Below are 26,219 nucleotides of genomic sequence, written 5' to 3'. Positions count from 1 at the left end.
GCATCGTGCGGAGGCTGTGCTCCTTGCGGCGAGGTGAGGGTGGTCATGGTGCCGTCTCGCACGAGGGGCCGGGTCCGCGGCCTGGGTGCGGCTGCTCTTGGCGGCGCCGGCGGATGGCCTGTGCGTACATCGAGTCGGGTCGGGTGACCAGTACCAGGTCCTCCCACAGTCGGGTGGACTGAGCGTCGGTGAGGCGCAGCAGCGCGGGGCCGGGCAGCAGGGTGCGGTGGACGCCTTCCCGCAGCAAGCGGCGGGCCTTGAGGCGGCGCACCGCCGGACGCAGTTGCTCATAGGTGAAGTACGGGTTGGCGTACAGCTCCTCGACGCTCGTACCGGGCCCGTCCGTGAGCCAGGTTGCCGTGCCGTGCACACCGCGGGCTCTGGGGGCCGCCACGGTACGCAGCAACACCAGCACCAGCACCGCCCGGTCCACAGGGGGCAGGACACCGATGCCCTCGGCGGCCAGGCGCTCGGCCACGCCGTCGTCGTAGCCGCTGGTGAAGCCCGTCACTCCGTGGTGCTCGCGGATCAGCAGCGTCCGGCCGAGCGTGGCCAGACGACGGGCGACAACCGCCCGCAGCGCATCGCTCTGCAGGGCGGGAAACGCCGCGCGAGGCACGAGACCGTCCGCGGTTTCCACCGCCGCGACGGCGGCCCGGACCTGTGTCTCGTCGTGGTCGGAGAGCGGTGCCTCACTCATCATCGTCCTCCCGCATCGGCGGGACGTCGTCCGGGCCCGGGAGCAGATCGTGGAAGCGCCGCATGGTCTCGGCGAAAGTCTCGGGCAGCGCGGCCACCGCCGGTCCCAGCCGCAGCCGGCGACCGTCGCGAACGATCAGCAACAGCCATTCCAGTTCGCCGTCCAGGGCGGCCTTGGCGAACTTCACGTCCAGCCCGATGTCACCGGCCATGTCCAGGATCTCGGCCCGCTCGAAAGGACGGCCCGGGTACGGGTGCATGCGCGGGTCCGGCCACGCCTGGGCCAGACACAGGGCAAAGGTGATCGTCTGGGTCGGGGTGAGCCGGGCGACGGGGTAGGTGCCCAGTTCCTCCGGAACCGGAGCCTCTGACCAGCCCAGTACGAACGCACGGCGGGGCGGGCCCGGACGGCCGACGGCACCGGCCGGTGTCGGCCACGGGCAGTCGCACTCCACCAGACTGCGCCCCGCGACATGAGCCGCGTCGTCGGCCTGCGTCACGAGGCTCGCCGGAACACGGTCAGGGGCGAGTGCGCCGCCTGCCCGGGCGGCGGCGAGGATCAGCGCCGTCTCAAGATTCTTCATCACCTTGCTCGCTTGCCGCCAGAGCGGGCGACTGAGGGTGTGCAGGGGTTTCCGTGCGGTGCACCGTGACCGGGTGGAGGTGAGTCACCCACGCCTCGCGGTCGATGACCAGCTCGGTGCCGATCTCCACCCGGTACGGTGCGTGGGCATCGGCATCCAGCATGATCAGGTCCGCCAGGAGCCGGACGGCCCGCGGCCACCGCGATCGACGCAACTCCTCCGTCATCTCGGCCCGGCTCCGTTCCAGGAGCATGCGGTCGGCGGCCCGCTCGCGCCGTACCCGTTCCCGTACAGCTCGCTCGACCACCGCGCCGAACGGATCCCGGTCGGGGGACCCCTTGGGTACCGGGGGCCGGCAGCGCACCCGATGACGAGGGATGAACGCCTCCAAGGCGTCCACGACAGCCCCGGCATCGAGCCACACCTGCGGTGCATCCACCACCAACGCGAGGCCGGCCTCCGCGAGCTGCTCCGGCGGGGCGTCCCGGGCGGCCTCCAGATACTCCTCGGCCGACAGGACATCGAAGTCCAGCGTCGTCCCGGCGTGGTCCAGCACACGCAGCAGAGCCTGTGCGGCCCAATGCGCGTACCGCTGCTCGGCCTCGACCATGACGACAGCCTTGTGGGCGAGGTCGACGTCCCTCGGGAAGTGGCGGTTCACCTCGTGATTCAGCCGCAGCACCCGCTGGTCCAGGCCCTGGTGGTGGTACTGCCACTGGTCCTCCATCAGCTCGTTCAGCGTGCCGTCGAGAACCAGCGCTTCCAGCTGCACGGCGAATGTCTGGAACACCCACTGGCAGAACACGATGTTGTGGGCGACCGCTTCACGGTCAGGGTGCTCGCGGTCGAGGAGTTCCTGCGTACGGTCCAGCAGGGCGATCAGCTCGTCGATACCACCGCGGCTTTCCAGCCGGTCGCAAATCATCAGGAAGACCGTGCCGAGCGGATGGAAGGAGTGCCGCAACTGGTGCCTCTTGGACCGGTGGGGACGAATGAGCCGCTCCTTCTCGAAGACTTCCCACCGGGACTCGAACGCCTCCGCTGAGTAGTCAGGAGACGCATGCTGCGTGATCCACTCCCACACCTGGGTCTTCGTTGCCCCACCCTGAGCGCTGTGAGCGGCGAATCCTTCCGCGATGTCCCGGGTGATCCGCAGAGGCACACGGTCGGTGACCGTGCCCCCGCCATGGCGTGCAGCCGCCCCCAGAAACGTCCGCAGGTTGTCGGACTGCTGGGCGTCACTGAGCCGCCGGTTTGCGTGATCGTGGGTGACTTCATGCACGGGACGTCGGTGCCCCCTTCATGCAGGGCCGTCCGTGCCATCATCCCCGCACCGGGTCCGGCTTGCCAGCCATGGCCGGATATGTATGTGAAAGTTCATTCGGCCTGGGCCGGCACCACCACCGCGTGCGCCGGGAAGAAGCCGAGGGATGGGCACACGGTGAATTCTGTCGACGTTGGCCGGACCGAGCGGGACATCGGTCGGACGGCGGGACGGTGCTAACGATCCTGCGAGAGTTCCAGGAGCTCGGCGAAGGTGCCGTTGGCGTGGACCAGGTCGTCGTACCGACCCTGTTCCGTGATGCGGCCCTGCTCCATGACCACGATGTGGTCGGCGATCTTCGTGTTCTCCAAGCGATGAGTGACGACGATCGTGATGCGGTTCGCGGCGATGGCCTTGATCCTCTCGAAGATCTGATGCTCACCGCGCGGGTCCATCTGGGACGTGGGTTCGTCGAGAATCAACAGGGGCGGGCAGCGGTACAAGGCCCGGGAACAGGCCAGGCGCTGCCACTGCCCGCCTGACAGTTCTGCGCCGCCGAACACCTCGCGGGCGAGGAGGGTGTCAAGGCCCGCGGGGAGGTCCTCGACGGCCTGGCGCATGCCGACGGCGTCGACCGCGTCCCACACGGGCCCGTCGTCGTGGGCGTACGGCTGTCCGAGGGTGACGTTCTCGCGCACCCTCAGAGGCCACTGGGCGAAGATCTGCGGGACGAGGCCGGTCTGCTTCCAGACCGTGGCGGGGTCGGTCTCGGCGAGATCCATGCCGTTCCAGCCGACTCGGCCTTTGTCGGCGAGGTAGATCCCGGTGATCAGGCGGGTGAGGGTCGACTTGCCGGAGCCGTTGACGCCGACGATCGCGAGGATCTCACCGCGGCGCAAGGTGAGCGAGACGCCGTCGATGGCGGGCTTGTCCTTGCCCGGGTACCGGTAGACGACCTCCTCCAGCCGGATCTCCTCCACTGGCGCGGCGACCGACAGCGTGCCGCGTTTGGGTGCACGTTCTCCGGCGTCGTCAAGGAACGCCTGCATGTCGGTCAGGTAGAGGCTTGTGTGGAAGAGGGCGGCACCGTTGATGATCACTTGGGAGAGGGCAGCGAGCGTCGTCTGTACGGCGACGACGGCCGTCGCGGCGAGCGCGAGCGCGATCCTCCCGCTCATGGCCAGCCAGGCGAGCGCTCCCCAGGTCGCGACGAGGAACACACTGGCGGCCAGGGAGGAACCCAGGGCGATGCGCAGCGTGCGCGGGGCAGCGGCCAGTGTGCGCTGGTCGCAGCGGTCGGACAGGGACCTGTACCAGAAGAGCAGGTAGTCGGTCATCGAGTTCGCGCGGACCTCGTCCCCGTACTTGGGGGTCGTGGACCACCAGCGCATCATGCCTCTGACGTTGCGGTCGGCGATGTTGGCGTAGTGGATCTCGTAGTCCACGCGGGCGGTGAGGACCGCGCCGACGCCGGCCGGAAGCACGGCGAGGAGGAGCAGCGGCAGCATCAGCGGGTTGAGTACGGACAGAGCACCGGCGGCCGTGACCATCCTGACCAGGGCCGACAGGAACCGCTGGGCGTCCGTGACCATCACGTGCGTGCGGATCACCCCCATCTCCGCGGCCTCTTGGCGGTCCGCGAAGCCGTCCACCGCGTACGCCGACGCCTCGACGCGGCACACTGCCTCCACCAGGGCGGTGTCCGTCTCGGTGGTGAGTCTGGGGGTGATCCGCCGCTCGGCGTACGTGGCCAGGGCCCCGGCGACACGGGTAAGGCCGGCGGCGACCCCGACGGCGAGCAGAGCCGGCAGAGCCTGGTGCAGGCGGTCGGCGACCGTACCGCCGCCGAGGATCGGACGCATGGCCCGGGCGGTCGCCGCCAGCAGGACACCTGCAGCAGCTCCGGTGACCACCGGGCAGGCGAGGAGGAGTAGCACGGCTGAGCGGTCGATACGCAGGGACATGCTGATGATGCGGCGCAGGACCTTCGGGATCTGGGCGCAGAGCTGACGGAAGGACGCTTCACCGAGTGGGTTCACGGAGTATTCCCCCGTGTACCTGATCTCGGCGGGCGGCGGGGGAGGGACTGTTCCGACCTTATGTTCCTGGGCATCTGCTGACGTCAACTGGGCTCCTCCATCGTCGGCTCGGGGACGTGCTGTGGCGGTATCGAGGTCAACGACGCGAGTCGCGATATCGAACACACGTGTTTCGGACGGGGTGGAATCCGCATGACAGAGCGACAGGTGGAGCATGTAGAGGCCATGGACCCTTGGGCTGCCGGGTCACTGCCGAACCTGAGGATGGCCGAAACGCCGAGGCCGATACGCATGTGACGGAAGGTGTTTCGGAGTCCGCTCACACTCGCAACGGCACCATCCTTGCCGGGCGAGCACGGTGACGGTCCTGTCGGCACTGCGACGCGATTGGCCCGGGCCGTGTCGGCGTGACGTTGCCGTGACCCGGTTACCTGGCAGTAAACCACTCCGTTTGCCGGGGTGGTCCAGCCGACGCATGGTGGATACAGGAGCATGGGGCCGCGCTGGGGACTTGGAGCGCGCAGAACGTTACTCGGGGGCGGCGCTGCGTCTGCAGCCCTACCCGAACCGGCCTCCAATTCCGTATGAGGAGGCACGATGGTTGCCCTTTGTAACGTGCGGTTCGGCAAGAGCAACGACGACGTGAGGGCCATTCAGAACGCACTGATCGCTGCGGGGTTCATTATCCCTGTCGGAGCCACGGGGTTCTTCGGCGAACAGACCAAGGCCGCCTACGCCGCGTGGCAGCGCAATCTGGGATTCACCAGATCGGCTGCGGACGGATTCCCCGGCTGTGTCTCTCTCACAAAGCTGGGAAACAAAGCAGGATTCAGCGTGGACTGCCGAGAGCCGGGGGGCATCGCCAAGAGCTCGGTCGGGTTCTCGAGGAACTCCGGGATCATCATCGACAAACCTACGGCTCGCGCATTTGCGGAGCAGGCGTGCGACAAGACCGGCGCCCCGAGGGCCTGGGTCACCGGGGTCAGCAATGGCGCGAATCTGATCACCCTGATAAACCGGGAATCAGGTTTCAGGCCCAACGCGGTCAACAAGAACGACGTGAATGCCAACGGCCCGGTTCAGCCGGACGGTGCAAAACTCAACTGCTCCCGTGGCTATGCGCAGGTAATTCCCGGCACGTTCGCCGAGCACCACGAGGAAGGCACATCCAACCAGATCTATGACCCGGTCGCGAATATTGCGGCGGCAATCAACTACATCTGGAGCAGGTACGGGGACATCTCGCGGGTCCAGCAGGCCAATCCGGCCCTCCCACCCGCAGGCTACTGAGGAGGAACAATGCCTTCGGATGAGCCATTCCCTGGAGTGGCATTCTTCCACCAAGGTCAACGCAGTCCGATTATCACCTCGATGGGGAAGCGCCTCGTCGCTGAAGGATGCGGGAGATACCGGACGGGGCCCGGCCCTGAGTGGACCGACGCCGACCGCCAGTCGTATGCCGCGTGGCAGCGCAAGCTCGGGTTCTCAGGCAGTGACGCCAACGGCACGCCCGGCAAGCAGTCCTGGGATCGACTGCACGTACCGGCGACAAATGCTGGCGGACGCCGCGTCTCCTCTCCCGTTCCAGGGCACGGGGTGACGACCGCTTACCGCAAGAGGGGGCCGCATTGGAGCCTGGGCTACCACACCGGCGCAGACTACGCCGCCCAAGAGGGCAGACCGTGCATCGCGGCACGCAGTGGTTCCATAGCCCGCACCGGAATCGACGTGAGTTTCGGCAAGTTCCTCGTGCTGCGCGCCGACGGATTCGACTACTGGTACTGCCACCTCTCAGCCCGGCACGTCACCAGTGGTTCCGTGCGGGCCGGGCAGAAGATCGGGAAAGTGGGCTCCACCGGGAATGCAGGGTCATTGCATGATCGAGATCTGTCTGGGTTCGTCACGCGAGACCGAGGGCTCGTAGGGGCCGGTGGTAGTCGCGGCCGGTGTGGCGGAGGGCGGCGGCGATGTTGGTCTGGCCGTCCTGGCGGAAGACGCTGATGGCGAGGTTGCGCAAGGAGGCCATGGCGCGGGGCAGGGTGCCGGTGCGGACCTTGGAGTCGTCCTCGCGGAACGTGCGGTCCCGCACGTGGTGCAGGAGGTTCTCGATACCCCAGTGGCCTCTGATCCAGGTGGCGAACTCGGTGCAGGTGGCGTCGAAAACGCTCAGGCTGGTGATCAGGTAGACGCGCTCGATGGTCAGCTTCCCGGTGCTCAAGTCGCGCCGCCACCGTACGACTTGGATTGCCTGGCGGGCGCCGGGGTAGTCGAGGTGGCTGAACCCGGCGACCTTGAGCCGGCGGATCTCGTCGCGGTGGTGGGCGTGGTCGCGAGTGCGGTGCCCGAGTGGGATGTCACGCCAGGGCAGCTTCCTGACCTGGGCGTACAGGCCCGGATGGTTCTTCTTCACGACGGCCACGTAGTGCGCGCCGCGACTGGTCAGATAGGCCCCGTGGTCGTGCTGGGTGTGCAGGGCGTCGGCGGTCACCACCGTGTTCTCCAGCCCGAGACCGTCCAGCAACGGCGCGAAGGAGGGGATCTCGTTGCTCTTGGAAGCGACCTGCCGCTGGGCCAGGACCACGCCGTGGTGGTCCATCGCCGCCAGCAGCTGGATCGCCGCGGCCGTTGCGGTTCGCGATCCGCGGACCACCTTGCCGTCGACCGCGATCACCCGTCGCACCGGCCCTTGCTCCGCCTCCGGCTCCACCGGGGGCGGCGTTCTGGCCTGCAGATACGCGCTGATCGCCGCGTCCAGCGCGTCACCGTCCACACGCTGCAGCAGGCGGCGCACGGTTGCGGCGTGCGGCACCGGCCGCAGACCAGTAAGTGGATCGGCAGCGAAGCCGAGGACGCCCAGCACATGCTGCGGGGCATCCGTGATCCACTCGCTGATAGCGATGAGCGAGCGAGCCCCTGTCAGCACCGCCGAGACGGCCGCGCACAGCAACGCGAGGGCCGGATACCGCAGTCCTCGTGCATCGCGGGGATCGGCGACCAGGATCAGGAAACGCCGCAGGTCAGCGACATCGCTTGAGGTGAGGGGATCAGTCGGGGAGCCCAGTTGCTCCAGTGCGGAAGGGATGGGCGATGATGTTCGGGCAGGCACGGTCTCGCTCGGTTCTCATGGGTCTCGACAACCACATGATCACCAGCACCGTGCCTGCTCCGCTCTCCCGGGCCCCTTGCCGCACAACGGACATGACGCCACGTCGCTCATGAGACCGGCGAATCGGACCAATCCCAATCACGCAATGCCCCTGACCGGGAATGCCACCGGTCCCCATCTGCACTTCGAGAAGCGCCCTGCCGGTGGTGGCTTCGGGGCTGACGTAGCTCCCAACTGGTAGCCGTCTTCACTCTCTCCATCGCGGCTTCCCCGCGCCCGCGCAGCCTCTGCTGCCGTTCCGCAGGCCCAGGTCATCCGCAGCGCGCCGAGATTCGTCTCTGTCCGGGCGCCGAGGACGGAGTGCCCGCCGTCCCGCCACGACGGCGGCCACCTGATGCCCGAGGCCGGCCCCGACCGCGGAGACGACGACGGTCTTTTCCTTGCGGCATGCGCGTTCACCTCCCGGCCGGACCCATTGGGCCCGGGCGCTGAGGAGGGAAGGCGGTGGGAGACCGAGCCGCGCCCCCGGCGAGCTGCCGACCACGTCCGAAAACCGTCGGGCACCCGGGCAAACCCTGTGGGGGGCGAGATCACCGTATCGGGTCAATCCCAACGGCTTCTCGGGGGCGACTGGGGGGCACCGTCGTTACTGTTTCTCCGGGATCTCGACGGATTCCCGATATGCACCCTTTCCTTTCGCCGGTGACGTGCACGTATGCCGGTCACTGCCCTGATCAAGGAGAGATTTCCCGATGAACCTGGACACCAGCCCGGATGCGCAGTTAGAACCGCAGCGGCAGACCAGCCTGGGTACGGTGGCTGCCCGCAACCTTGCCACCACGTCCAAGTCCGCCCCGCAGATGCAGGAGATCACCTCTCGCTGGCTGCTGCGGATGCTCCCCTGGGTGGAGACCAAGGGCGGCACCTACCGGGTGAACCGTCGGCTGAGCTACACCGTCGGCGACGGGCGCATCGAGTTCGTTCAGGACGGTGCCGACGTCCGGGTGATCCCCCGTGAGCTCGGCGAACTGGCCCTGCTACGCGGCTTCGAGGACGTGGAGGTGCTGACCGCGATCGCCGGTCGGTGCGCTCAGCGCGACTTCCGTGCCGGCGAAGTGCTGGTCGAGCGCGGTGCCCCCGCCGAGCAGATCCATCTGATCGCCCACGGCCGGATCCGCCAGACCTCCGTCGGCCGGTACGGCGACGAGATCGCGGTTGCCGTACTCGCCGACGGCGAGCTGTTCGGTGAAAACGCCCTGTTGGACCCGGACGCCCAGTGGGACCACACCGCCACCGCCGAGACCGCCGGCACCTTGCTCACCCTGTCCCGCGCCGACTTCGCCGCCGTGCTGTCCGCTGCGCCGCACCTCCAGGCCCACATCCGGCAGTTCAGTTCGCTTCCCCAGCAGCGGCAGAACCGTCACGGCGAGGCCGAGATCGCGATGTCGGCCGGCCACACCGGCGAGGCCGAGCTGCCCGGCGCCTTCGTCGACTACGAAGTCAACCCGCGCGAGTACGAACTCTCCATCGCGCAGACCGTCCTGCGGATCCACACGAGGGTCGCCGACCTCTACAACGGGCCGATGAACCAGACCGAGGAGCAGCTCAGGCTGACCATCGAGGCGTTGCGCGAGCGCCAGGAGCACGAGCTGGTCAACAACCGGGAGTTCGGCCTGCTCCACAATGCCGCCTTCAAGCAGCGGATCCAGCCCCACTCCGGCCCGCCTACCCCGGACGACCTCGACGAGCTGCTGTGCCGGCGCCGCAGCACCAAGTTCTTCCTCGCTCACCCCAGGACGATTGCGGCAATCGGACGCGAGCTCAATGCCCGCGGGCTCTACCCGGACCATGTCGACGTCGGCGGGCAGCAGGTCCCGGCCTGGCGCGGGGTTCCGATCCTGCCCTGCAACAAGATCCCCATCAGTAAGGAGAACACCAGCTCGATCCTCGCCATGCGCACCGGTGAGGAGAACCAGGGTGTCATCGGTCTGCGCCAGACCGGTCTGCCGGAGGAGTACGAACCAGGCCTGTCGGTGCGCTTCATGGGTATCGACGATCGGGCGATCATCTCCTACCTCGTCACCACCTACTACTCCGCCGCCATCCTTGTGCCTGACGCGCTTGGCGTGTTGGAGAACGTGCAGATCGCCCGCAGACACGACTAGTACTGCAACCGCACTCATTGCGTCACCGCAGGTCAGGGCGGGTGCAGCGGAGTTCTTCCACTGGCGATGCGTCAGTGGAGGATTCCGGTTCCCGCATTCGGTCGAACCGCGAACCGGCAGGTCAACGCTCCAAGTGGCTGATGGCTCGTCACATGCGGGCGGGCGGTGTACCGCGCTTGACCTGCGGCGATAGCGCGAGTGCGGTTGCAGTACTAGAGGATCTGCCCTCCCCGACGGCTACGACAGTCCGGACCTTTCCGGGCCGGCCGAGCGTGCCCGGGAAGCGGGACAGCCCACCCACCCACCAAGGAGCTACGGATGCCCGATCCCGGGCTTTCCCCCCTGCAGTCGAGCCTGCCTGAGGCCGCGGCGCACTTCGGGGCCCATGTCCTCGGCAACGCTGCCGCCCAACTCGCCGCCCAGGGCCGCGGTGTCGAGGCCGCCACCGGCGGCCCGTTGCCTGCGCCCTCCGCGCCCGCCCCGCCCTCGGTCGGTGTCCCCGCCGTCGAGGTGGGGACACCGAGCCCCGCCCTGGAACGGATCCTGCGCGGCCCCAGTGGTCTGGGCACGGCGAGCCTGCACCTCGTCCGGCGCGAGGACCTGCAGGAGCCTCCGGCGCCGCCGACGGCTCCGACGGAAGGCGACCCGATCCCGGGCCTCTACTACCACCCGGTCCCGGAGCCCGACCCCGTGCGGGTGGCCGAGGTCAGCCGCCGGATCAAGACATGGGCCGTGGACGAGGTCGAGCTCTACCCCCCGGAGTGGGAGGACCAGTTCGACGGCTTCTCCGTGGGCCGCTACATGGTCGCCTGCCATCCGGACGCTCCCACCGTCGATCACCTGATGCTCGCCACGCGGCTGATGGTCGCCGAGAACGTGGTCGACGACTGCTACTGCGAGGACCACGGAGGCTCGCCGATCGGCCTCGGCGGACGCCTGCTGCTGGCGCACACCGCTCTCGACGCCCTCCATACGACGAAGGAGTACCAGCCGGGGTGGGCGGACTCGCTCCACTCGGACGCTCCGCGCCGCGCCTACCGCTCGGCTATGGAGTACTTCCTCCGGGATGCCACCCCCTCCCAGGCCGACCGGTACCGGCACGACATGGCCCGTCTGCACATGGGGTACCTCGCCGAGGCCGCTTGGGCCGAGACGGACCATGTCCCCGAGGTGTGGGAGTACCTGGCGATGCGCCAGTTCAACAACTTCCGGCCCTGCCCGACCATCACCGACACGGTCGGCGGCTACGAACTGCCGGCGGACCTGCACGCCCAGCCCGCCATACAGCGGGTCATCGCGCTCGCCGGTAACGCCACCACCATCGTCAACGACCTGTACTCGTACACCAAGGAACTCGCCGGCCCCGGCAAGCACCTGAACCTGCCGGTGGTGCTCGCCGAACGCGAGGGCCTCTCCGACCGCGAGGCCTACCTGAAGGCGGTCGAGGTCCACAACGACCTCATGCACGATTTCGAGGCCGCGGCTGCCGAGCTGGCCGCTGCCTGCCCCGTCCCGACCGTGCTGCGCTTCCTGCGGGGCGTGGCCGTGTGGGCCGACGGCAACCACTACTGGCACATGACCAACACCTATCGCTACAACCTGCCCGACTTTTGGTAAGGATGGGATCTATCCGTGACCAGCAACGTCAACACCACCCCGTTCATCCCCGCCCCGGTGACGCCCTACCAGGGTGACATCGCCCGTTACTGGGACCACGAGGCCAGGCCCGTGAACCTGCGTCTCGGCGACGTGGACGGCCTCTACCACCACCACTACGGCATCGGTGACATCGACCGCGCCGCCCTCGGGGACGCCGGCGACAGCGAGTACGAGAAGAAGCTGATCGCCGAGCTCCACCGCCTGGAGTCGGCGCAGACCGAAGTCCTCCTGGACCACCTCGGCACCATCGGACGCGACGACACTCTCGTGGACGCCGGCTGCGGCCGCGGCGGCTCGATGGTCATGGCCCACCAGCGTTTCGGATGCAAGGTCGAGGGTGTCACCCTGTCGGCCAAGCAGGCCGACTTCGCCAACCGGCGTGCCCGCGAACTCGGCATCGAGGACCACGTCCACGCCCGCGTCTGCAACATGCTCGGCACGCCCTTCGAGACCGGGCAGGCCGCGGCCTCGTGGAACAACGAGTCGAGCATGTACGTCGACCTGCACGACCTCTTCGCCGAGCACTCCCGCATCCTCGCCGCCGGCGGCCGTTACGTGACCATCACGGGCTGCTGGAACCCGCGTTACGGCCAGCCCTCGAAGTGGGTCTCCCAGATCAACGCGCACTTCGAGTGCAACATCCACTCCCGCCGGGAGTACCTGCGTGCGATGGCCGACAACCGCCTCGTCCCACAGGCCGTCATCGACCTCACTCCCGAGACCCTGCCCTACTGGGAGCTGCGGGCCACATCCTCCCTGGTCACAGGCATCGAGGAGGCGTTCATCAACTCCTACAAGGACGGCTCCTTCCAGTACCTCCTGATCGCAGCCGACCGCGTCTGACCGCCCGCCGACTGCATGGGCCGGGTCCGTCTCCGACGGGCCCGGCCCAGCTCCGAGCGGTACGCCGACCGCGAAGACAGTCAGAAGTCGTCCCCGAAGGACGAGGGCCTGCCCCACTGCAGCGTTCAGGAACGCAGACAGCTGCGCTTGCTCGCTCTCCCGACCGACCATCGTCGTGGCTGACTCCACGCCCCCTCCCTTACCGCCGGTCAGCACTTGGACGGTGCCGCACTCCTTCGGGTCCATGTGATCAGGACCCGGGGTGACTGACACAACTAACTTGAACCAGCAGGGTAGTTAATCAGGGCTCGCGGCGCGCTGATCTACCGCTGTGCGACATCGATTCCGGAGCCGAGCCGGAGCTCGCGTCCCTGCCAGCGTTGCCGCAGCCAGCGGTCGTGGCTGGCCAGCACGATCGCGCCGGGGCCACTGCCAAGTGCCGCCTCCAGCTCGTCGCACAGGCGTGGGGACAGATGGTTGGTGGGCTCGTCAAGCAGCAGCAGCTGTGGCGGGCGCGCCACCAGCAGCGCCAGCGCGAGCCGTCGGCGCTGCCCGACCGAGAGCTGCCCGACCGGCTTGTCCAGGTCCGCCTCGTGCATCAGGCCCAGCGAGGCCAGTGGCACCGCCTCGGCCCGTTCCACGCCCAGCGCCAGCTCATAGGTGTCCCGGACGGTCCGGTCCGGCCGGTCGAAGACGGTGTCCTGGGCGAGCAGCCCCACCGTGAGCCCGTGCCGGCGCCGCACCTCGCCGTCGGGCGTGAGTCGCCCGGTGAGCACGGCCAGCAGGGTCGACTTTCCGGCCCCGTTCCCGCCGGTGACCAGCAGACGGTCGGTCGCCGACACCTCCGCGCTCACCGACGGGAGGCGGCCCGGCACGCGTACGCCCTCCAGGGAGACCAGGGGAACGTCTTCGTCTGCCGTGGGTGCGGCCAGCGCCGTGCTCTGGAACCGCAGCGGCTTCGGCGGCTCCCACACCTGGGAGCGCTCCAGCTCCTCCAGCCTGCGGGTGGCGCTGCGCACCCGCCGGGCGATCTGGTTCTGCACCCGGCCGGCACGGTGGCCGTAGCCCATCTTCTCGTTGTCGCGCGGCCCCCGGTCGGGCGCCACGCGGTGCGCGGTGACCCCGGCCGATACCCGTAGCGCCGCCAGCTCCTCCTGCTCCTCGGCCCAGCGCCGTTCCCAGCGCTGTCGCTCGGCACGTTTCTCGGCCAGGTAGGCGCTGTAGTTGCCGCCGTAGCGCACAGGGCCGTCGATGGCGGGGTCCAGGTCGATCAGATCCGTGCACACGGCGTCCAGAAAGGCCCGGTCGTGGCTGGCCACCACGACGACCCCGGGCAGGCCGCGCACCTGCTCCTCGACGAAGGCGGCGGCGCCGTCGTCGAGGTGGTTGGTCGGTTCGTCGAGCAGCAGCGCGGAAGGCCGTCGGACCAGAAGCGCGGCCAACGCCAGCCGGCCGCGCTGCCCGCCGGACAGTGACCCGAGCGTGCGGTCGTGATCGAACGCGCCGAGGCCGAGGCCGTCGAGCACGAGCGCGGCGCGCCGGTCGGCGTCCCAGGCATCCCGAGCCTGGGCCAGTTCGAGGCGGGCACCGTACGACTCGAGCAATGCCGCGTACTCGGGCGCGTCCTGCGCGGTCCGAGCGAGCTGCTCGGCGAGGCGTTCCAGCTCGGTGAGGTCCTCCCGGGCCTCGAGCAGGGCGTCGTCGAGTACGTCGCCGATCGTCGCGTCGGTGTCGTACGGCATCTCCTGCTGCAGGAAGCCCAGGTCGGGAGGCCGGGTGACGCTTCCTCCATCGGGCTCGTCCGTCCCGGCCAGCAGCCGCAGCAGGGTCGACTTGCCGACTCCGTTCTCGCCGATCAGCCCGATACAGTGCCCGGGGGAGGCAGCCAGGGAGACGCCGGCGAGCACCCTCCGGGCGCCGTGGACGCGGACGAGGTCGTGGGCCTGCAGGGCAGGCTGAGGCATGGGAATACTCCCAACGTGATCGGTACTCGGCCCGCCGGGCGGCACGCCTCGGACGCGGGCCAGGTCGACACGGCGGCGGCTCACACCTCAGGGGCCCCCGTCTCCTTCAGCACGCCGTGGGCCAGCCGCAGCCACCGGTTCACACCGATCTCGCGGAGGAACCGCTCGTCGTGGCTGACCACCATGAAGGCGCCCTGGTAGGAGTTCAGGGCACTCTCCAGCTGGCCCGCGCTGACCAGGTCGAGGTTGTTCGTCGGCTCGTCCAGGAGTAGCAGGTGCGGGGCCGGTTCCGCGCACAGTACGCAGGCCAGGGTGGCGCGCAGCCGCTCGCCGCCGGAGAGCACCCCGACGGGCAGGTGGGCGCGGGCACCCCGGAAGAGGAAACGGGCGAGCAGGTTCATCCGCTCGGCCTCCGGCCGCTTCGGGGCGTACTCGGCGAAGTTCTCGGCGACCGTGCGGTCCAGGTCCAGCAGGTCGAGGCGCTGCGAGAGATAGGCGATGCGCCCGTCGGCCCGCTTGATCCCGCCGCCCTCCGGAGCCAGGTCGCCGTTGAGCAGACGCAGCAAGGTGCTCTTCCCTGCACCGTTGGGACCGGTCAGCGCGATGCGTTCCGGGCCCCGGATAGCCAGGTCGACACCCTGACCGGCGAACACGTCCTTGTCGCCGAGCCGGACGCGGAGCTGCTCGCCGAGGAACAGGTTGCGTCCGGCGGGCACGTTGGTGTCCGGCAGGTCCAGCATGATGCGCTGCTCCTCGCGCAGTGCACGCCCGGCCTCGTCCAGCCGGGCCTTCGCCTCGCTGACCCGGCCGGCGTGCATCTGGCCGGCCCGTCCCGCGGACTCCTGTGCGCCCCGCTTCATGTTGCCGGCGAAGATGCGGGGCAGACCGGCGTTCTTCAGGTTGCGGGCGGCGTTGCTCTGCCGGCGTTCGGCACGTTCGCGAGCCATCTGCATCTCCCGCTTCTCCCGCTTCAGCTCCTGCTCGGCGTTGCGGACGTTCTTCTCGGCGACCTCCTGCTCGGCTCGCACGGCCTCCTCGTACTCGGTGAAGTTGCCGCCGTAGAAGCGGAGTTCGCTGCGGTCGAGTTCGGCGATGCGTTCCATGCGGTCGAGCAGGGCGCGGTCGTGGCTCACCAGGATCAGGCAGCCGTTGAAGTCCTCCAGCACGTCGTAGAGCTTGTGCCGGGCGTCGAGGTCGAGGTTGTTGGTGGGCTCGTCGAGCAGCAGCACGTCGGGTCGCTTCAGCAACTGGGCGGCGAGACCGAGGGAGATGACCTGGCCGCCGCTGAGGGTGCTCAGACTGCGGTCCAGGGTGAGGTCGGTCAATCCGAGGCGGTCCAACTGGGCGCGGGTGCGTTCCTCGATGTCCCAGTCGTCGCCGATGGTGGTGAAGTGCTTCTCGTCGACGTCCCCGGACTCCACGGCGTCGATGGCCTGGATGATCGGGGCGACGCCCAGCACCTCGGCGACGGTGAGATCACCGGTCAGGGGGAGGCTCTGCCGGAGGTAGCCGAGAGTGCCCGTCACGGAGACCGCCCCGCTATCGGGCAGCAGTGCCCCGGCGATGAGCTCGAGCAACGTGCTCTTGCCGGTGCCGTTGGGTGCGACGAGGCCGGTGCGGCCGGAGCTGACGGTGAAGGACAGGTCCTGGAAGACGGGAGTGTCGTCGGGCCAGGTGAAGGACAGGTTCGAGCAAACGACGGAAACGCCGGACATGGAGGTGACCTCATGGAGAGGGGGCAGGGATGACACTTCTGCCCCGGCGGCAGACAGGTGGGAAGAGGGAACGACAGCGAGACCACGGCGGCGGCGCTTCCGCGCACCGGCCGGTGGCCTGTCGGGTCCGGGTATCACCCGGAGATGTCGTCGTCCACCACCATGTCTGGGCTCCTCAACAAACGATCAGACGTCGCTGCCAATTCAACCACAGGACGCGTTCGAACGGGAAAATGACCGGCTCCCCGATGCCCTGAACCTGCAGGACGAGCCGCTCACGCGCGAACACGGCGGGCCGGTCCGGCTGGCCGCCGAGCCGTGAGCAGGGCGATGCGGAGCTCATGTCAACGCCGTTGATGCGTAACGGAGGTGACGGCTTCATAGCCAGTCATCCGGGCGCTCCGGCCGCCCTCCCCGCCGCACCCCCGAGCAAGGCGGTGACCTTGGCTGCGCAGGCGAAGAAGGCGAGCAACACGCCGAACGGAAGCGCCCCTGATGGCGGGTGTCGCCGGCCTGGCCCTCGATCCCGACTCCACCCACCTGCCCGATGCGGCCCGGGGGACATGACCACCAGGGCCGCGGCCGTCCGGCTCACCGGCACGAAATGTGAGAGCGTCGACGCCTGCGTCCGCTACCTGGGGCCTTACCGGCGCCGAAGCCGTCCTCAAACTCCGCGCCGTCCACGCCAACGGCGACCTCGACACCCAGTCGATGAGCCACCGGATCGGCGTGGAGTCGACCGAACAACCCGAGCAGGTCGAGCAGTCCGGCAGCTCAAGCGAGTCAGGGGGTGGGGGAGTGGGGGAGGAGGGATTTTATTACTTCCGCGCACTGGCGGGCTGTGCCGGCGTTGGCCAGGGATGTGGCGGCCAGGTCGATGCCGAACTCCCGGCGGGCCCGCAGGACGAATCGCACGGCGCGGAGTGAGGTGCCGCCCAGGTCGAAGAAGTCGTCGTCGGGGTGGATCTCCGGTACGCCGAGGAGTTCCTGCCAGAAGAGGAGAACGGAGCCGAGGACGTCCCTGTCGCCGGTGATTCCGTTCCCGTCGTGGATCGTGGTCATCCGTTGGCCTGTTCTCGAGGGTGCGTGGGTGAGGAGAGGCCGCCGGGCCCAGAGGCGGATGTGGAGCGGGCCGGAGGCGTCGGCGGGCCCGCTGACGGCGGCGGACCAGTGCGGGCCCACGTTCAGGTCCCGTACCCGCCACGCGCCCGTGGTGCTGCCGGCCGCGGCGGAGTCCATCACGATGTCGTCGCCCCGGTCCGGGTGACTGTGCCAGGCCCGCAGGTCGCCGACGATGCCGACGCCGATTGCCTTCAGGGCGGCCTCCTTGCGCGTCCAGCACCGGAAGAAGCCGAGGAGGCGGGCGCGGTCGTCCGGGAGTTCGTCCAGCCACCGGCATTCCCCGGGGGAGAGGACCGTCCAGGCGAGCTGCGGGAGCTCGACCGTGCGGTGCTGCTCCACATCCACGCCGACGGGTCGGTTGCCGAGAGCGAGGGCCCCGCGGCCGACGGTGTGGGACACGCTGATCCTCAGCGGTGTGTCGGGGTGGACGATCGTGGGCGGTCCGTGGTCCGTCCCCCCGCAGCCGGGGCACGCCCGCCGGCCCAGGACGACGTGGCCGGGCGGGACGCCCAACCGCTCCGCGAGGATGGACCGGACGGCCGCCCGGCTGGTGACGAACTCGGCGGCGCGACGGGACGTCATGCCGGCCGACCGGGCCCGTTCCTCCTCGCTGAGCAGCCGACGGTCCTCGGGCCGGGGAGTGTCGGGAGCCTCCCAGTACCAGACGGTCGTACCGCCTTCGAAGGTCACGTCCGGTGCTCGTCCGGGATCCCGGGCCCGGCCGCCGGCGCAGGGGCGCGGGGGCCGGGCAGGGAGGTGGATCACGCCCGGGTGATGCCGAACCACGTCTCGGCGAGCGAGTCGAGGGTGGGCTCGGGCGGTTCGGGAAGGTCCTTGAAATACCTCGGCAGGTTGCTGTAGACGTGCAGCAGCGTGTGGGCGAGGAGTTCACGCGGGTCGAACTCGTGCCCGTAGGCCTTCATGATTCTTCCCAGCAGGCGCGGATCGCCGCAGGAGACGTACAGGCCGATGCCGACGAAGTCGTAGGCGCGATCCCCGATCATGGCCGGTTCGAAGTCGATGAGCCCGGTCAGCCGCCAGCCGTCGGGATCGACGATCAGGTGCTGCCGCATGACCTCGGTGTGCAGCAGGGAGCGGGGCGGGTCCGCGGCGAGCGGGACGGCATCCAGAAAGTCCGGGATCTGCTCCAACCAGTGCTCCGGCAGGCCGCGTTCGCGCTGCCGCTCGACGGCTCGGGCGCGGCGGTCCGCCAGGGCGGCGCCCCAGTTCTCGGGCCCCAGGACATCGGTGAGGGGCTCGGGGTCGAGTGAGTGCAGGACGGCCAGGGCCTCCCCGACCTCGGTGACGATGCGGTCCCGGTCGGCTTTCGGAATCCTTGGCCAGGCCGTGGCGAGGCCCTCACCCGGAAGCTGCGACATCAGGACGTAGTGCCACCCGTTTTCGTACTCGCCGAATTCCAGCAATTCCGGCACGGGGATCGGCAGGCGCCCTTGGATATACCCCAGGACCCTGTTTTCCGTGAGAGCGTCCTGGAGCCACATCCGGGGGAAGAGTTTGAGGACGTGCCGGTCACCGATCGCGTAGACCGGCTCCGAGCCATCGGGGTATCGAATGGGGTGGACATCGGCGAAGCCGAGGCGGGCGCAGAGATCTTCCACCCCGGGTCGCAGAGCCTCGTCGTCGGGGATGACTTTGTCCCACTGTTCATCTGTGTCCACGGCAGGGAGCATGGCCGCTACGGTAGAGCGAAGGCGACGCGTACGTAAAGATCTTCACGCGCGGGGCGACCTGCTCACGACGGCGAAGGAGTTGGAGGCGCGGGGCGCGGTGGTCTACCCGCTGGGCATGGAGGGTCCGTACCACAGCGAGTTGATGCGGGCCGCCGCCGATGAGATGACGGCGTTGCTGAAACCTTTCGACATCGTCGCACCCTCGGTGCCCGTGCTCTCGACCGTGACCGCCGAGCCGCACCCCGGCGGCGACGGGTCCCGGGACCTGCTGGCCGAACAGCTCGTTGCCCCGGTGCGCTGGCTCGACGTCCAGCGTCGGCTGGTCGCCGAGGGGGTGGGCGGGGCCCTGAAGGTGGGCCCGGCCACGTGCTGCGCTTCCTGCTGGAGAAGACGACCAAGAACGTGACCGGGTTGTCTGTCGCCCAGTACCCCGAGGTGACGGAGTTGCGGGAGGCACTGTCGGTCGGACCGGCCGACCACGCGGACGTGGTCCGCGGTTGCCTGCGGGTCGCCGCGAGCTCCCCCTCCCGCCGGCAGGACCCCGACCGACTGGAGCTCATCGCGCGGGCCCAGCGCGAGCTGGTCGCGCTCGACTCCCGAACTCGGGGCGGCCGACGTCGAGGCGGCCCTGACCTGGCTCCGCCGGATCCTGGAGGCCAAGGGGCTGACGGGGGCGGACGGGCAGGGCCGGATCAATCGTGTGCTCGACGGCAGGGCGTGGCGGCCGGCCTGAACCTCTGACCGGGATGGGCGGGCGCGATCCCCGGGGAGGGGCGGCTTTGCCATGTCGACCTTCAGCGTGATTTTGCGAGGAACCCCGGCGTTCACGCCCGGGAGGAATCGCATCCTTGCGACTGCGGCGCGGAGCGCCGCAGTGTCGCTGCCGGGTTTCGGCCGCGGAGCGGCCGGGTGTCTGTCCCGAAGTCGGTGCAGGCGTCCCGCATGGTCTCGTCGCAGCGCGTGAGGATCTCGTCCGTGAAGACGCCGCGTGGGCACTTCGGGGTGAGGGCCGAGTGTGCATGCCGGGTGTATGCGATGCTTCGTCCCCTGATGGACCGGTGTTTCCTATTTCGATGACATAGGTCGATGCTGGGCGTTAGCCTGGCCGGGTGAAGCTGGTGGTGCAGGTGAAGCTGCTGCCAACGCCGGTGCAGGCGACGGCCCTTGAGGCGACCCTGCGCGCCTGCAACGAGGCGGCGACCTGGGCCAGCCGGGTGGCGTTCGACAAAGACGTGAAGCGTAACTTCGCGCTGCGCGAGCACACCTACGGCGAGATCAAGGCGCGGTGGGGCCTGGGTGCGCAGGCCGCGCAGCACGTGATCAAGAAGACGTGCGACGCATACGCGGTGCTGAGAGCGAACCTGAAGGCCGGGAACCTGGGCAGGCCCGGATCGAAGCGTTACCGGAAGGCCACCGGCGAGCCGATCGTTTTCCGGCCGGAGGGTGCGCAGCCGTACGACGACCGGATGCTGTCCTGGCAGATCGCCGGGCGGCGGGTCTCGATCTGGACCGTGGCCGGGCGAGTGAAGGACGTGGCGTTCACCGCCGGCCCGGAGCAGCTGGCCACGTTGGCCCTGTACCGCAGGGGTGAGTCCGATCTTGTCTGCCGGGACGGCATGTGGTTCCTCAACGCCACCTGCGAGGTCCCCGAACCGCCGCCGGACAGCGATCCGGTGGACTTCCTCGGCATCGACCTGGGCATCGTGAACATCGCCACCACCAGTGACGGCGAGATCATGGCCGGGCGCGAGCTCAACCGCAGCCGGGTCCGGGAGCGGAAGCTGCGGGCCAAGCTGCAGAAGAAGAACACCCCGTCCGCGAAACGGCGGCTGAACAAGCGCGGGCGCAAGGAGGCGCGGCGGGCGAAGGACATCAACCACAAGATCGCGAAACATGTGGTGGCCGAGGCGATGGGGGTACCCCCCTGCTCGAACGAAGTTGAGAGCTTGGGGGAGCACCGGTCGCGGGATCGCCCTGGAGGACCTGACGGGCATCCGCGAGCGGGTACGGCTTCGCAAGCCCCAACGGGCCACCCTCCACAGCTGGTCGTTCGCCCAGCTGGGGGCGTTCATCGCCACGGGCACGATCGCCGCCACCGTGGCGGAACTGTTCCACGCCCCCGCCGACACCGCCTCCTGACGGGAGCCGTCGCCCTCGGCGAGGGCGACGGCCTCGGTCGAGGCCGCCCCCACGGCCGGGGCCGCCGCCGTCCGACAGTCCACGATCACCCTGTCGTTGGAAGAAGACCAGGGGCGCGTCGAGCGGGCGCAGGGCCCGGCGGAGGGCGGCCAGGAAGATCAGGGTCCGGTCGGCCGCGGCGCAGGTCCAGGACGGCTTGGCGGGTTCGGCGCGTCCCGTCGCGCTGGGAGAGGGACAGTCGGTACAGGCCCGGAGTGTCGGGCACCGGCGCATCAGGCGCCAGGCTTCGTCGTAGACGATCCAACGCCGGCCGCCGTAGGTTTCGGGCGGTGAGCAGGACGGACATGCGAGGTGTGGTCGGCGGCCAACGCGCGATCAGGTCTGTGCGGCGCAACCATTGACTCATAGTCAGCGCTGCGGGAAGGATGCGCGGCTGTGACTACGCGCGTAAACTTTCTGTCGCGGTGGCCGGTTGCCCCGCTGCGGTGGGCGGCCCTGCTGTCGCTGCTGGTGTCGGTCGGAGTGTTCTTCGCCGGCGCCGGAGCGGCCCAGGCGGCGCCCGCCTGCGAGGTGCTCTCCACCGGTGCGGCGCCGCAGGCGACCGCCGCCGTCCGCTCCGCCTGCGGGCTGATCGGCACCCCGTACTCGTGGGGCGGCGGCCACGGCGCGCAGCCCGGCCCGACGTACGGGATCTGCGACGCCTCCAACGGTGCACCCTACGACTGCAACGTCCGCGGCCTGGACTGCTCCGGCATGGTCCGCTACGCCTACAAGCTGGCGGTCGGCGAGGACGTCATCAACGGCACCTCGCGGACCCAGTGGCCGTCCTCCCGGGCGGTTGCCCGCTACTACAGAGCGGACGGAACCGCACCGCTGCTCCCCGGCGACCTGGTGTTCTTCGGCAACACCGCCTCCACCATCCACCACGTTGCGATGTACCTCGGGCAGGGCTGGATCGTCGAGGCCCCCTACTCCGGCGGCTACGTCCAGGTGGCGGCGCTCTCCTCGCACGGCGACTACTACGGCGCCATCCGGCTGTACGGACCCGGCGACTCCTCCCCGGAGCCGACCCCGACCCCGACCCCGCCCCCGTCGGGCGGCGGCCAGTACTGGGTGGACACCTTCGCCAACGCGCCGGTGTACGGCTCCCCGACCTCCACCACCAGCACGGGGACGCTGTACCAGGGGACGAACTACGTCTTCTGCAAGGCGTGGGGCCGTGAGGTGTCGAGCGGCAGCAGCTACAACCACTGGTGGCTGAAGACGGATCCGGACGTGGGCCCCGGCGGTCAGTGGGTGTCGGCGTTCCACCTGTCGCGGTGGGGCAATGACGTGGCCAAGGACAACAGCGGCGTGACCATACCCGACTGCCAGGGCGGCGGCGCCCCGCCCGCCACCGGCAAGTACTGGGTGGACACCTTCGCCAACGCGCCGGTGTACGGCTCCCCGACCTCCACCACCAGCACGGGGACGCTGTACCAGGGGACGAACTACGTCTTCTGCAAGGCGTGGGGCCGTGAGGTGTCGAGCGGCAGCAGCTACAACCACTGGTGGCTGAAGACGGATCCGGACGTGGGCCCCGGCGGTCAGTGGGTGTCGGCGTTCCACCTGTCGCGGTGGGGCAATGACGTGGCCAAGGACAACAGCGGCGTGACCATACCCGACTGCTAGTACACCAGCCGGACTTCTCCATTCCCGCTGGTCAACGGATCGGGAGTGGAGAGTGTAGCGGGGCGCAAGGGAGTGTGGGACGGTCTTTGACGGGTCGTCCCACCAGCATGTGACCGCACCGCATGGAGTGGCAGCGCTCCGGGCAGTGCGCCCATGTGATCAGCGATGCACCAACGAACATGTGGGAACAGGGACTTGGCGATCTGTACGGGAGCAGGACAACCGCCTCATTGATCAGTCCATGCAGGAGTGGGACCGCGTCAGCCAGGGTGTGGCTCTTGGAGTGAGTCGGAGTTCTGGTCCGTGACTGGTCCGGAAGTGCTGGTCAGGCGGGATAGTGGTGGGGGGTGCTGGGAGTTACGGCGTAAACCGGGCTCTGCTCGGAGCAGGTCGAGCGGAAGGCGCCTGAGGGGCAAAAGCCCAGGTCAGGCGCCTCTTTTTCGGCTTCTGGAAGAAGCCGGGCTTCTTCGGCGAGTACGACACCAGCAGGTTCTTCGTCTGCTGGTGGTACACAAACCTCAACCCGAACGCTGCGAAGCCGAGCATTCGCACGCCCCAGGCGGCACATGGTTGCTGCAGGTGCCGCCGGCCGGTGCAGCGGAGCAGCCTGACGGCTGTCTGACGACTTTGCCTCTGGTGACACGAACCGTGACAACACCCCGAGTTCGAAGCCCTGTTCACCACCTCACTGCTCGCTGTGAAACGGAATGAGCCGACCTGAGCCCCTCTGGTTCCGGACCCCATCGATGAGACCGAAGCCCAGGACCTGGCTGCCCGGCCTTGCACCATGCGCCCGGCCGCCTCGATTTGGGCTCCTCCGGTGAGCACCTTGACTTCGGTCTGCCCGCGATGGTCACGCGGCAGCCGGGCCTTCCTCGCTCACGCTCATTACTGGTTGGCGATGACCGGGTGGAGATAGAAGCTCTCGTTCGGGGCGGGGAACCTCCCGAACTGGTCGGGCCACTGGATGACCCATGCGCCGTCGCCCCGGTCGTTGTTGCGGATGTTCGCGTACAGCCCGGTGGCGTTGTTCCTCAACAGCGTCAGGTTCGGCATCCGCGAGTCCGGGTGCTCCAGGGTGAAGTTCTGGGTGTCGCGCTGGTTGCCGCCGGAGCCGGGGACCCCGTCGATGTCGTGGCAGTCCCAGATGTTGAGGTAGTCGCCCCAGCCGGACTGCTGTCCGCGGTTGACGTCGAGGCACTTGCCGCTGTCACTGCTCATGATCCGGTACATCATGTGCCCGGTTGAGGCCGAGGTGCCGATGGCCTGGAGGCGCCAGCGCTGGTTGACCGCTCCGTTGGCGTGGTACTGGATCACGTGCGTGCCGTTGGTGTCGTTGCCCTGGAAGACGTCCAGCAGGCGGTCGCTGTTGTCGGCGTGGATGGTCAGCTCGGGCGGCAGGGCGCCGGCCCGCAGCGCGGAGAAGTAGACCGGCCAGTGGTCGCTGCCGCGGTTGTCCCCGACGGTGGCCTGCCAGTCCTCGGTGTCCACGTTGCTGATCATGTAGTCGAGTTCGTTGCCGCTCTGCTGGGTGGCCTGGCCGCTGTTGTAGATGCGGGCGTCCGCGGGGAGGCCGAGCAGACGTGCCCGGTCCGGAGTGAGGTTGAAGTCGCCGAGGACGGCCCAGTGGTTGAGCCCGCGGCCGTTGGCTTCGTCGGCGACGTCCTGGACGAGCGGGCGTACGTCGAACCCGTTGCCGGACGCGGCGTGGATGGACGCGAACGCGACGTCGTCGGTGGGGCGGGTGACCATCAGCGCCGGGCGGTACATGCCCTCGATCTCCACCACCTCGCCCGGGGCCCACGCCGTGGCGATCGCCAGGTTCCGCGACGTTGTGTACAGGATGTAGAGCTGCCGGGTCACCCCGCGGGCGATGGTCCACTCGTAGTGGTCGATGGTGTTGCCGATGGTGCCGATGTAGCGCGCTCCGGCCGGCGGTTCGTTCGGCACCTCCTGGAGGGCGAGCACGGTGTTGTCCTGGGCGATGGCCGCCGCGCCCTGCCAGCGGTCGCGGCCGACCTGCATGTTCCAGGTGGCGACGCGGTTGGTTTCCGGGTTGGCCGCGTGCGCGGTGCCGCCGGTGGCCAGCAGGCCGCACAGGCAGGCGAGCGTGAAGAGTGCGGCGGTCAGGCGGCGCAGTAAGAGCATGGGACGAAGACTCCTTGAGCTTGATTGGTTGACTGTGTGTAAGTCGTGTGCCGGCGATTTCCGACGCCGCCGGCACACGACTGTGTTCACGCGGATACCGGCACGGGGCTCAGCGGGTGGCGGCTGCGGCTTCCTCCATGAGGAGTTCGACGACGTCCGGGTGACCGATCATCACGACGTGGGATGCGCCGCGGACCTCGACCACGCGGCGCGCGCCGGCCCGCTGGTAATCCCACCGCTCGACAGCCGCCGGAATCGCCTTGTCGACGCCGGCGACCACGCTCCAGGAGGGAATGGTGCGCCGGCCTCATTGGTCGCGAAGGCGAAGGCGGAGGCGCTGAAGGCCGTTGCTCAGCGGCCACCAGTTGGGTCTCCCTCTTGGACAGGTCGGCGGCGAAGACGTCGCGCAGCCGGTCGGCCTGAGTGTAGGGGCCGGTCCCCGTGGCGCCGTCGGGGTAGCGGCCGATGAGCTTGTCGAGCTTCGTCCCCGACGTTGGGGGACCGAAGGAGGCGGTGTAGACCAGGGCCTTGACGTTCGGGTTGCCTGCGGCGGGTGTGCGGCGGCTGCGGCGCCGCGGCGGACCGGGGCCGGCGGGTCCGGGGACGGCGTGCCGGGGCCAGTGGCCGCGGGACGTTCAGCGCCCGCCGCCCGGCCCTTGGGCGGGCGGCGGACGCTGCCGGGGTGCGGTCTTCGGATGTGGTCAGCCGGTGGCGGCCTGCTTGATCAAGTTGGCGACGGTGGCGGGCTGGGAGACGTAGACGGCGTGGCTGGCGGCCACCTCCACGGTCTGCGCGCCGATCCGCTCGGCCATGGCGCGCTGAGCCGGGGGTGGGATCATGCGGTCGTCGGTGGCCACCAGGTACCAGGCGGGTTTGGTGCGCCAGGCCGGGGTGGAAACCGCTCCGCCGGCCGCGTCCACGCCCCAGGGGAGCTGCGAGTCGGCCATGAACTCGGCCTGGGCGGGCCGCAGGTCGCCGGCGAAGGAGTCGGCGAACTTGTCGCGGTCCAGGAGCAGGAAGCCCTCGTTCGGCGGCAGGATCGGCGGGACCGCAGCGCCGGGCGGCGGGTCGGCGATCAGGGAGTTGACCGACTCGCCCTTGTCGGGCGCGAACGCGGCGATGTAGGCCAGCGCCGTCACCTTCTCATGGTTGCCGGCCTCGGTGATCACCACTCCGCCGTAGGAGTGGCCGACCAGGGTCACCGGTCCCGGCTGGGCGTCGATGACCTGCCGGGTGACGGCCACGTCGCCGTCCAGCGAGAGGGTGGGGTTCTGCACGACGGCCACGGTGTAGCCGTCGCCCTTCAGGGCCTCGTACACCCCCTGCCATCCCGAACCGTCCACGAATCCTCCGTGGACGAGCACGACACTCCCGCGCGGTGCGCTGTCGCTCATCGTTCCTCCCGGTTTG

19 protein-coding genes and 2 pseudogenes are annotated in these 26,219 nt (G+C 69.1%); 9 read left to right on the top strand and 12 right to left on the bottom strand.

Annotated elements, in window-relative coordinates:
* Window positions 1-43 precede the first annotated feature (43 nt).
* The 4 genes from ABD858_RS00850 to ABD858_RS00835 all read right to left on the bottom strand — a co-directional run bounded on the left by ABD858_RS00850 (window position 44) and on the right by ABD858_RS00835 (window position 4,673).
* Entirely contained in the window at window positions 44-700 is a 657-nt protein-coding gene (locus ABD858_RS00850; RefSeq protein WP_345033770.1) for a hypothetical protein, read from the bottom strand.
* Window positions 693-1,283, bottom strand: coding sequence for a hypothetical protein (locus tag ABD858_RS00845; protein ID WP_345033769.1), 591 nt, complete (start codon window positions 1,281-1,283; stop codon window positions 693-695). Before ABD858_RS00845 ends, ABD858_RS00850 begins: the two co-directional genes overlap by 8 nt.
* Complete coding sequence (locus tag ABD858_RS00840) at window positions 1,270-2,565, bottom strand: hypothetical protein (RefSeq protein ID WP_345033767.1); 1,296 nt, start codon at window positions 2,563-2,565, stop codon at window positions 1,270-1,272. The genes ABD858_RS00845 and ABD858_RS00840 overlap by 14 nt, the downstream gene beginning before the upstream one ends.
* Before the next feature lie 218 nt (window positions 2,566-2,783).
* Window positions 2,784-4,673 (bottom strand): ATP-binding cassette domain-containing protein, encoded by a 1,890-nt coding sequence (locus ABD858_RS00835; RefSeq protein WP_345033765.1) that lies wholly within the window; start codon window positions 4,671-4,673, stop codon window positions 2,784-2,786.
* A gap of 528 nt (window positions 4,674-5,201) precedes the next feature.
* Between ABD858_RS00835 and ABD858_RS00830 the strand changes: the two genes are divergently transcribed.
* The 3 genes and pseudogenes from ABD858_RS00830 to ABD858_RS36660 all read left to right on the top strand — a co-directional run bounded on the left by ABD858_RS00830 (window position 5,202) and on the right by ABD858_RS36660 (window position 6,587).
* Window positions 5,202-5,876: a transglycosylase SLT domain-containing protein gene (locus ABD858_RS00830; RefSeq protein ID WP_345033764.1), complete on the top strand. Its 675-nt coding sequence runs from the start codon at window positions 5,202-5,204 to the stop codon at window positions 5,874-5,876.
* A gap of 12 nt (window positions 5,877-5,888) precedes the next feature.
* Window positions 5,889-6,131: pseudogene (locus tag ABD858_RS00825) on the top strand (peptidoglycan-binding protein); the annotation flags it as partial.
* Between the two features lie 51 nt (window positions 6,132-6,182).
* A complete protein-coding gene (locus tag ABD858_RS36660; RefSeq protein WP_425586298.1) occupies window positions 6,183-6,587 on the top strand; it encodes a M23 family metallopeptidase in 405 nt (134 codons plus the stop codon).
* Here ABD858_RS36660 and ABD858_RS00820 read toward each other — a convergent pair.
* Window positions 6,487-7,692, bottom strand: coding sequence for an ISAs1 family transposase (locus tag ABD858_RS00820; protein WP_345033763.1), 1,206 nt, complete (start codon window positions 7,690-7,692; stop codon window positions 6,487-6,489). The genes ABD858_RS36660 and ABD858_RS00820 overlap by 101 nt on opposite strands.
* 752 nt (window positions 7,693-8,444) lie before the next feature.
* On the opposite strand from ABD858_RS00820, the gene ABD858_RS00815 reads away from it, so the two are divergent.
* The 3 genes from ABD858_RS00815 to ABD858_RS00805 all read left to right on the top strand — a co-directional run bounded on the left by ABD858_RS00815 (window position 8,445) and on the right by ABD858_RS00805 (window position 12,359).
* Window positions 8,445-9,857, top strand: a complete 1,413-nt coding sequence (locus tag ABD858_RS00815; protein WP_345033761.1) for a family 2B encapsulin nanocompartment shell protein — start codon at window positions 8,445-8,447, stop codon at window positions 9,855-9,857.
* A 318-nt stretch (window positions 9,858-10,175) separates the two neighbouring features.
* Window positions 10,176-11,474, top strand: coding sequence for a family 2 encapsulin nanocompartment cargo protein terpene cyclase (locus ABD858_RS00810; protein ID WP_345033760.1), 1,299 nt, complete (start codon window positions 10,176-10,178; stop codon window positions 11,472-11,474).
* Window positions 11,475-11,489: 15 nt separating this feature from the next.
* A complete protein-coding gene (locus ABD858_RS00805) occupies window positions 11,490-12,359 on the top strand; it encodes a geranyl diphosphate 2-C-methyltransferase (RefSeq protein WP_345033759.1) in 870 nt (289 codons plus the stop codon).
* A gap of 323 nt (window positions 12,360-12,682) precedes the next feature.
* Here ABD858_RS00805 and ABD858_RS00800 read toward each other — a convergent pair whose 3' ends face one another.
* From ABD858_RS00800 to ABD858_RS00785, 4 genes are all read right to left on the bottom strand, one after another.
* Complete coding sequence (locus tag ABD858_RS00800) at window positions 12,683-14,323, bottom strand: ABC-F family ATP-binding cassette domain-containing protein (protein ID WP_345033757.1); 1,641 nt, start codon at window positions 14,321-14,323, stop codon at window positions 12,683-12,685.
* Window positions 14,324-14,403: 80 nt separating this feature from the next.
* The gene (gene abc-f, locus ABD858_RS00795) at window positions 14,404-16,038 is read right to left on the bottom strand and encodes a ribosomal protection-like ABC-F family protein (protein ID WP_345033755.1); all 1,635 of its coding nucleotides are present in this window, start codon (window positions 16,036-16,038) and stop codon (window positions 14,404-14,406) included.
* A 783-nt stretch (window positions 16,039-16,821) separates the two neighbouring features.
* The gene (locus tag ABD858_RS00790; protein WP_345033753.1) at window positions 16,822-17,850 is read right to left on the bottom strand and encodes a phosphopantetheine-binding protein; all 1,029 of its coding nucleotides are present in this window, start codon (window positions 17,848-17,850) and stop codon (window positions 16,822-16,824) included.
* A 71-nt stretch (window positions 17,851-17,921) separates the two neighbouring features.
* Entirely contained in the window at window positions 17,922-18,851 is a 930-nt protein-coding gene (locus tag ABD858_RS00785; protein WP_345033752.1) for a phosphotransferase family protein, read from the bottom strand.
* Here ABD858_RS00785 and ABD858_RS00780 point away from each other — a divergent pair.
* From ABD858_RS00780 to ABD858_RS00770, 3 genes and pseudogenes are all read left to right on the top strand, one after another.
* Window positions 18,850-19,257, top strand: a complete 408-nt coding sequence (locus ABD858_RS00780) for a hypothetical protein (protein ID WP_345033751.1) — start codon at window positions 18,850-18,852, stop codon at window positions 19,255-19,257. The genes ABD858_RS00785 and ABD858_RS00780 overlap by 2 nt on opposite strands.
* 703 nt (window positions 19,258-19,960) lie before the next feature.
* A pseudogene (locus ABD858_RS00775) lies at window positions 19,961-20,984 on the top strand (RNA-guided endonuclease InsQ/TnpB family protein); the annotation flags it as partial.
* Window positions 20,985-21,425: 441 nt separating this feature from the next.
* The gene (locus ABD858_RS00770; protein ID WP_345033749.1) at window positions 21,426-22,661 is read left to right on the top strand and encodes a C40 family peptidase; all 1,236 of its coding nucleotides are present in this window, start codon (window positions 21,426-21,428) and stop codon (window positions 22,659-22,661) included.
* 888 nt (window positions 22,662-23,549) lie between these two features.
* Here the strand turns inward: ABD858_RS00770 and ABD858_RS00765 are convergent.
* The 3 genes from ABD858_RS00765 to ABD858_RS00755 all read right to left on the bottom strand — a co-directional run bounded on the left by ABD858_RS00765 (window position 23,550) and on the right by ABD858_RS00755 (window position 26,203).
* A complete protein-coding gene (locus ABD858_RS00765; RefSeq protein ID WP_345033748.1) occupies window positions 23,550-24,809 on the bottom strand; it encodes an RICIN domain-containing protein in 1,260 nt (419 codons plus the stop codon).
* 109 nt (window positions 24,810-24,918) lie between these two features.
* A complete protein-coding gene (locus tag ABD858_RS00760) occupies window positions 24,919-25,089 on the bottom strand; it encodes a hypothetical protein (RefSeq protein WP_345033747.1) in 171 nt (56 codons plus the stop codon).
* A gap of 421 nt (window positions 25,090-25,510) precedes the next feature.
* A complete protein-coding gene (locus ABD858_RS00755) occupies window positions 25,511-26,203 on the bottom strand; it encodes an alpha/beta fold hydrolase (RefSeq protein ID WP_345033746.1) in 693 nt (230 codons plus the stop codon).
* Window positions 26,204-26,219: the final 16 nt, after the last annotated feature.

It is taken from the genome of Streptomyces sannanensis (assembly GCF_039536205.1).
GTDB classification, from domain to species: Bacteria; Actinomycetota; Actinomycetes; order Streptomycetales; family Streptomycetaceae; genus Streptomyces; species Streptomyces sannanensis.
This window is presented reverse-complemented; position numbering and strand designations above follow the sequence as displayed.

Bases quoted from the DNA above. Each gene is read 5' to 3' on its own strand.
- ABD858_RS00850 (WP_345033770.1), bottom strand. From the start codon at position 700: ATGAGTGAGGCACCGCTCTCCGACCACGACGAGACACAGGTCCGGGCC.
- ABD858_RS00845 (WP_345033769.1), bottom strand. From the start codon at position 1,283: ATGAAGAATCTTGAGACGGCGCTGATCCTCGCCGCCGCCCGGGCAGGC.
- ABD858_RS00815 (WP_345033761.1), top strand. From the start codon at position 8,445: ATGAACCTGGACACCAGCCCGGATGCGCAGTTAGAACCGCAGCGGCAG.
- ABD858_RS00810 (WP_345033760.1), top strand. From the start codon at position 10,176: ATGCCCGATCCCGGGCTTTCCCCCCTGCAGTCGAGCCTGCCTGAGGCC.
- ABD858_RS00800 (WP_345033757.1), bottom strand. From the start codon at position 14,323: ATGCCTCAGCCTGCCCTGCAGGCCCACGACCTCGTCCGCGTCCACGGC.
- abc-f (WP_345033755.1), bottom strand. From the start codon at position 16,038: ATGTCCGGCGTTTCCGTCGTTTGCTCGAACCTGTCCTTCACCTGGCCC.
- ABD858_RS00780 (WP_345033751.1), top strand. From the start codon at position 18,850: ATGGCCGCTACGGTAGAGCGAAGGCGACGCGTACGTAAAGATCTTCAC.
- ABD858_RS00785 (WP_345033752.1), bottom strand. From the start codon at position 18,851: ATGCTCCCTGCCGTGGACACAGATGAACAGTGGGACAAAGTCATCCCC.
- ABD858_RS00765 (WP_345033748.1), bottom strand. From the start codon at position 24,809: ATGCTCTTACTGCGCCGCCTGACCGCCGCACTCTTCACGCTCGCCTGC.
- ABD858_RS00755 (WP_345033746.1), bottom strand. From the start codon at position 26,203: ATGAGCGACAGCGCACCGCGCGGGAGTGTCGTGCTCGTCCACGGAGGA.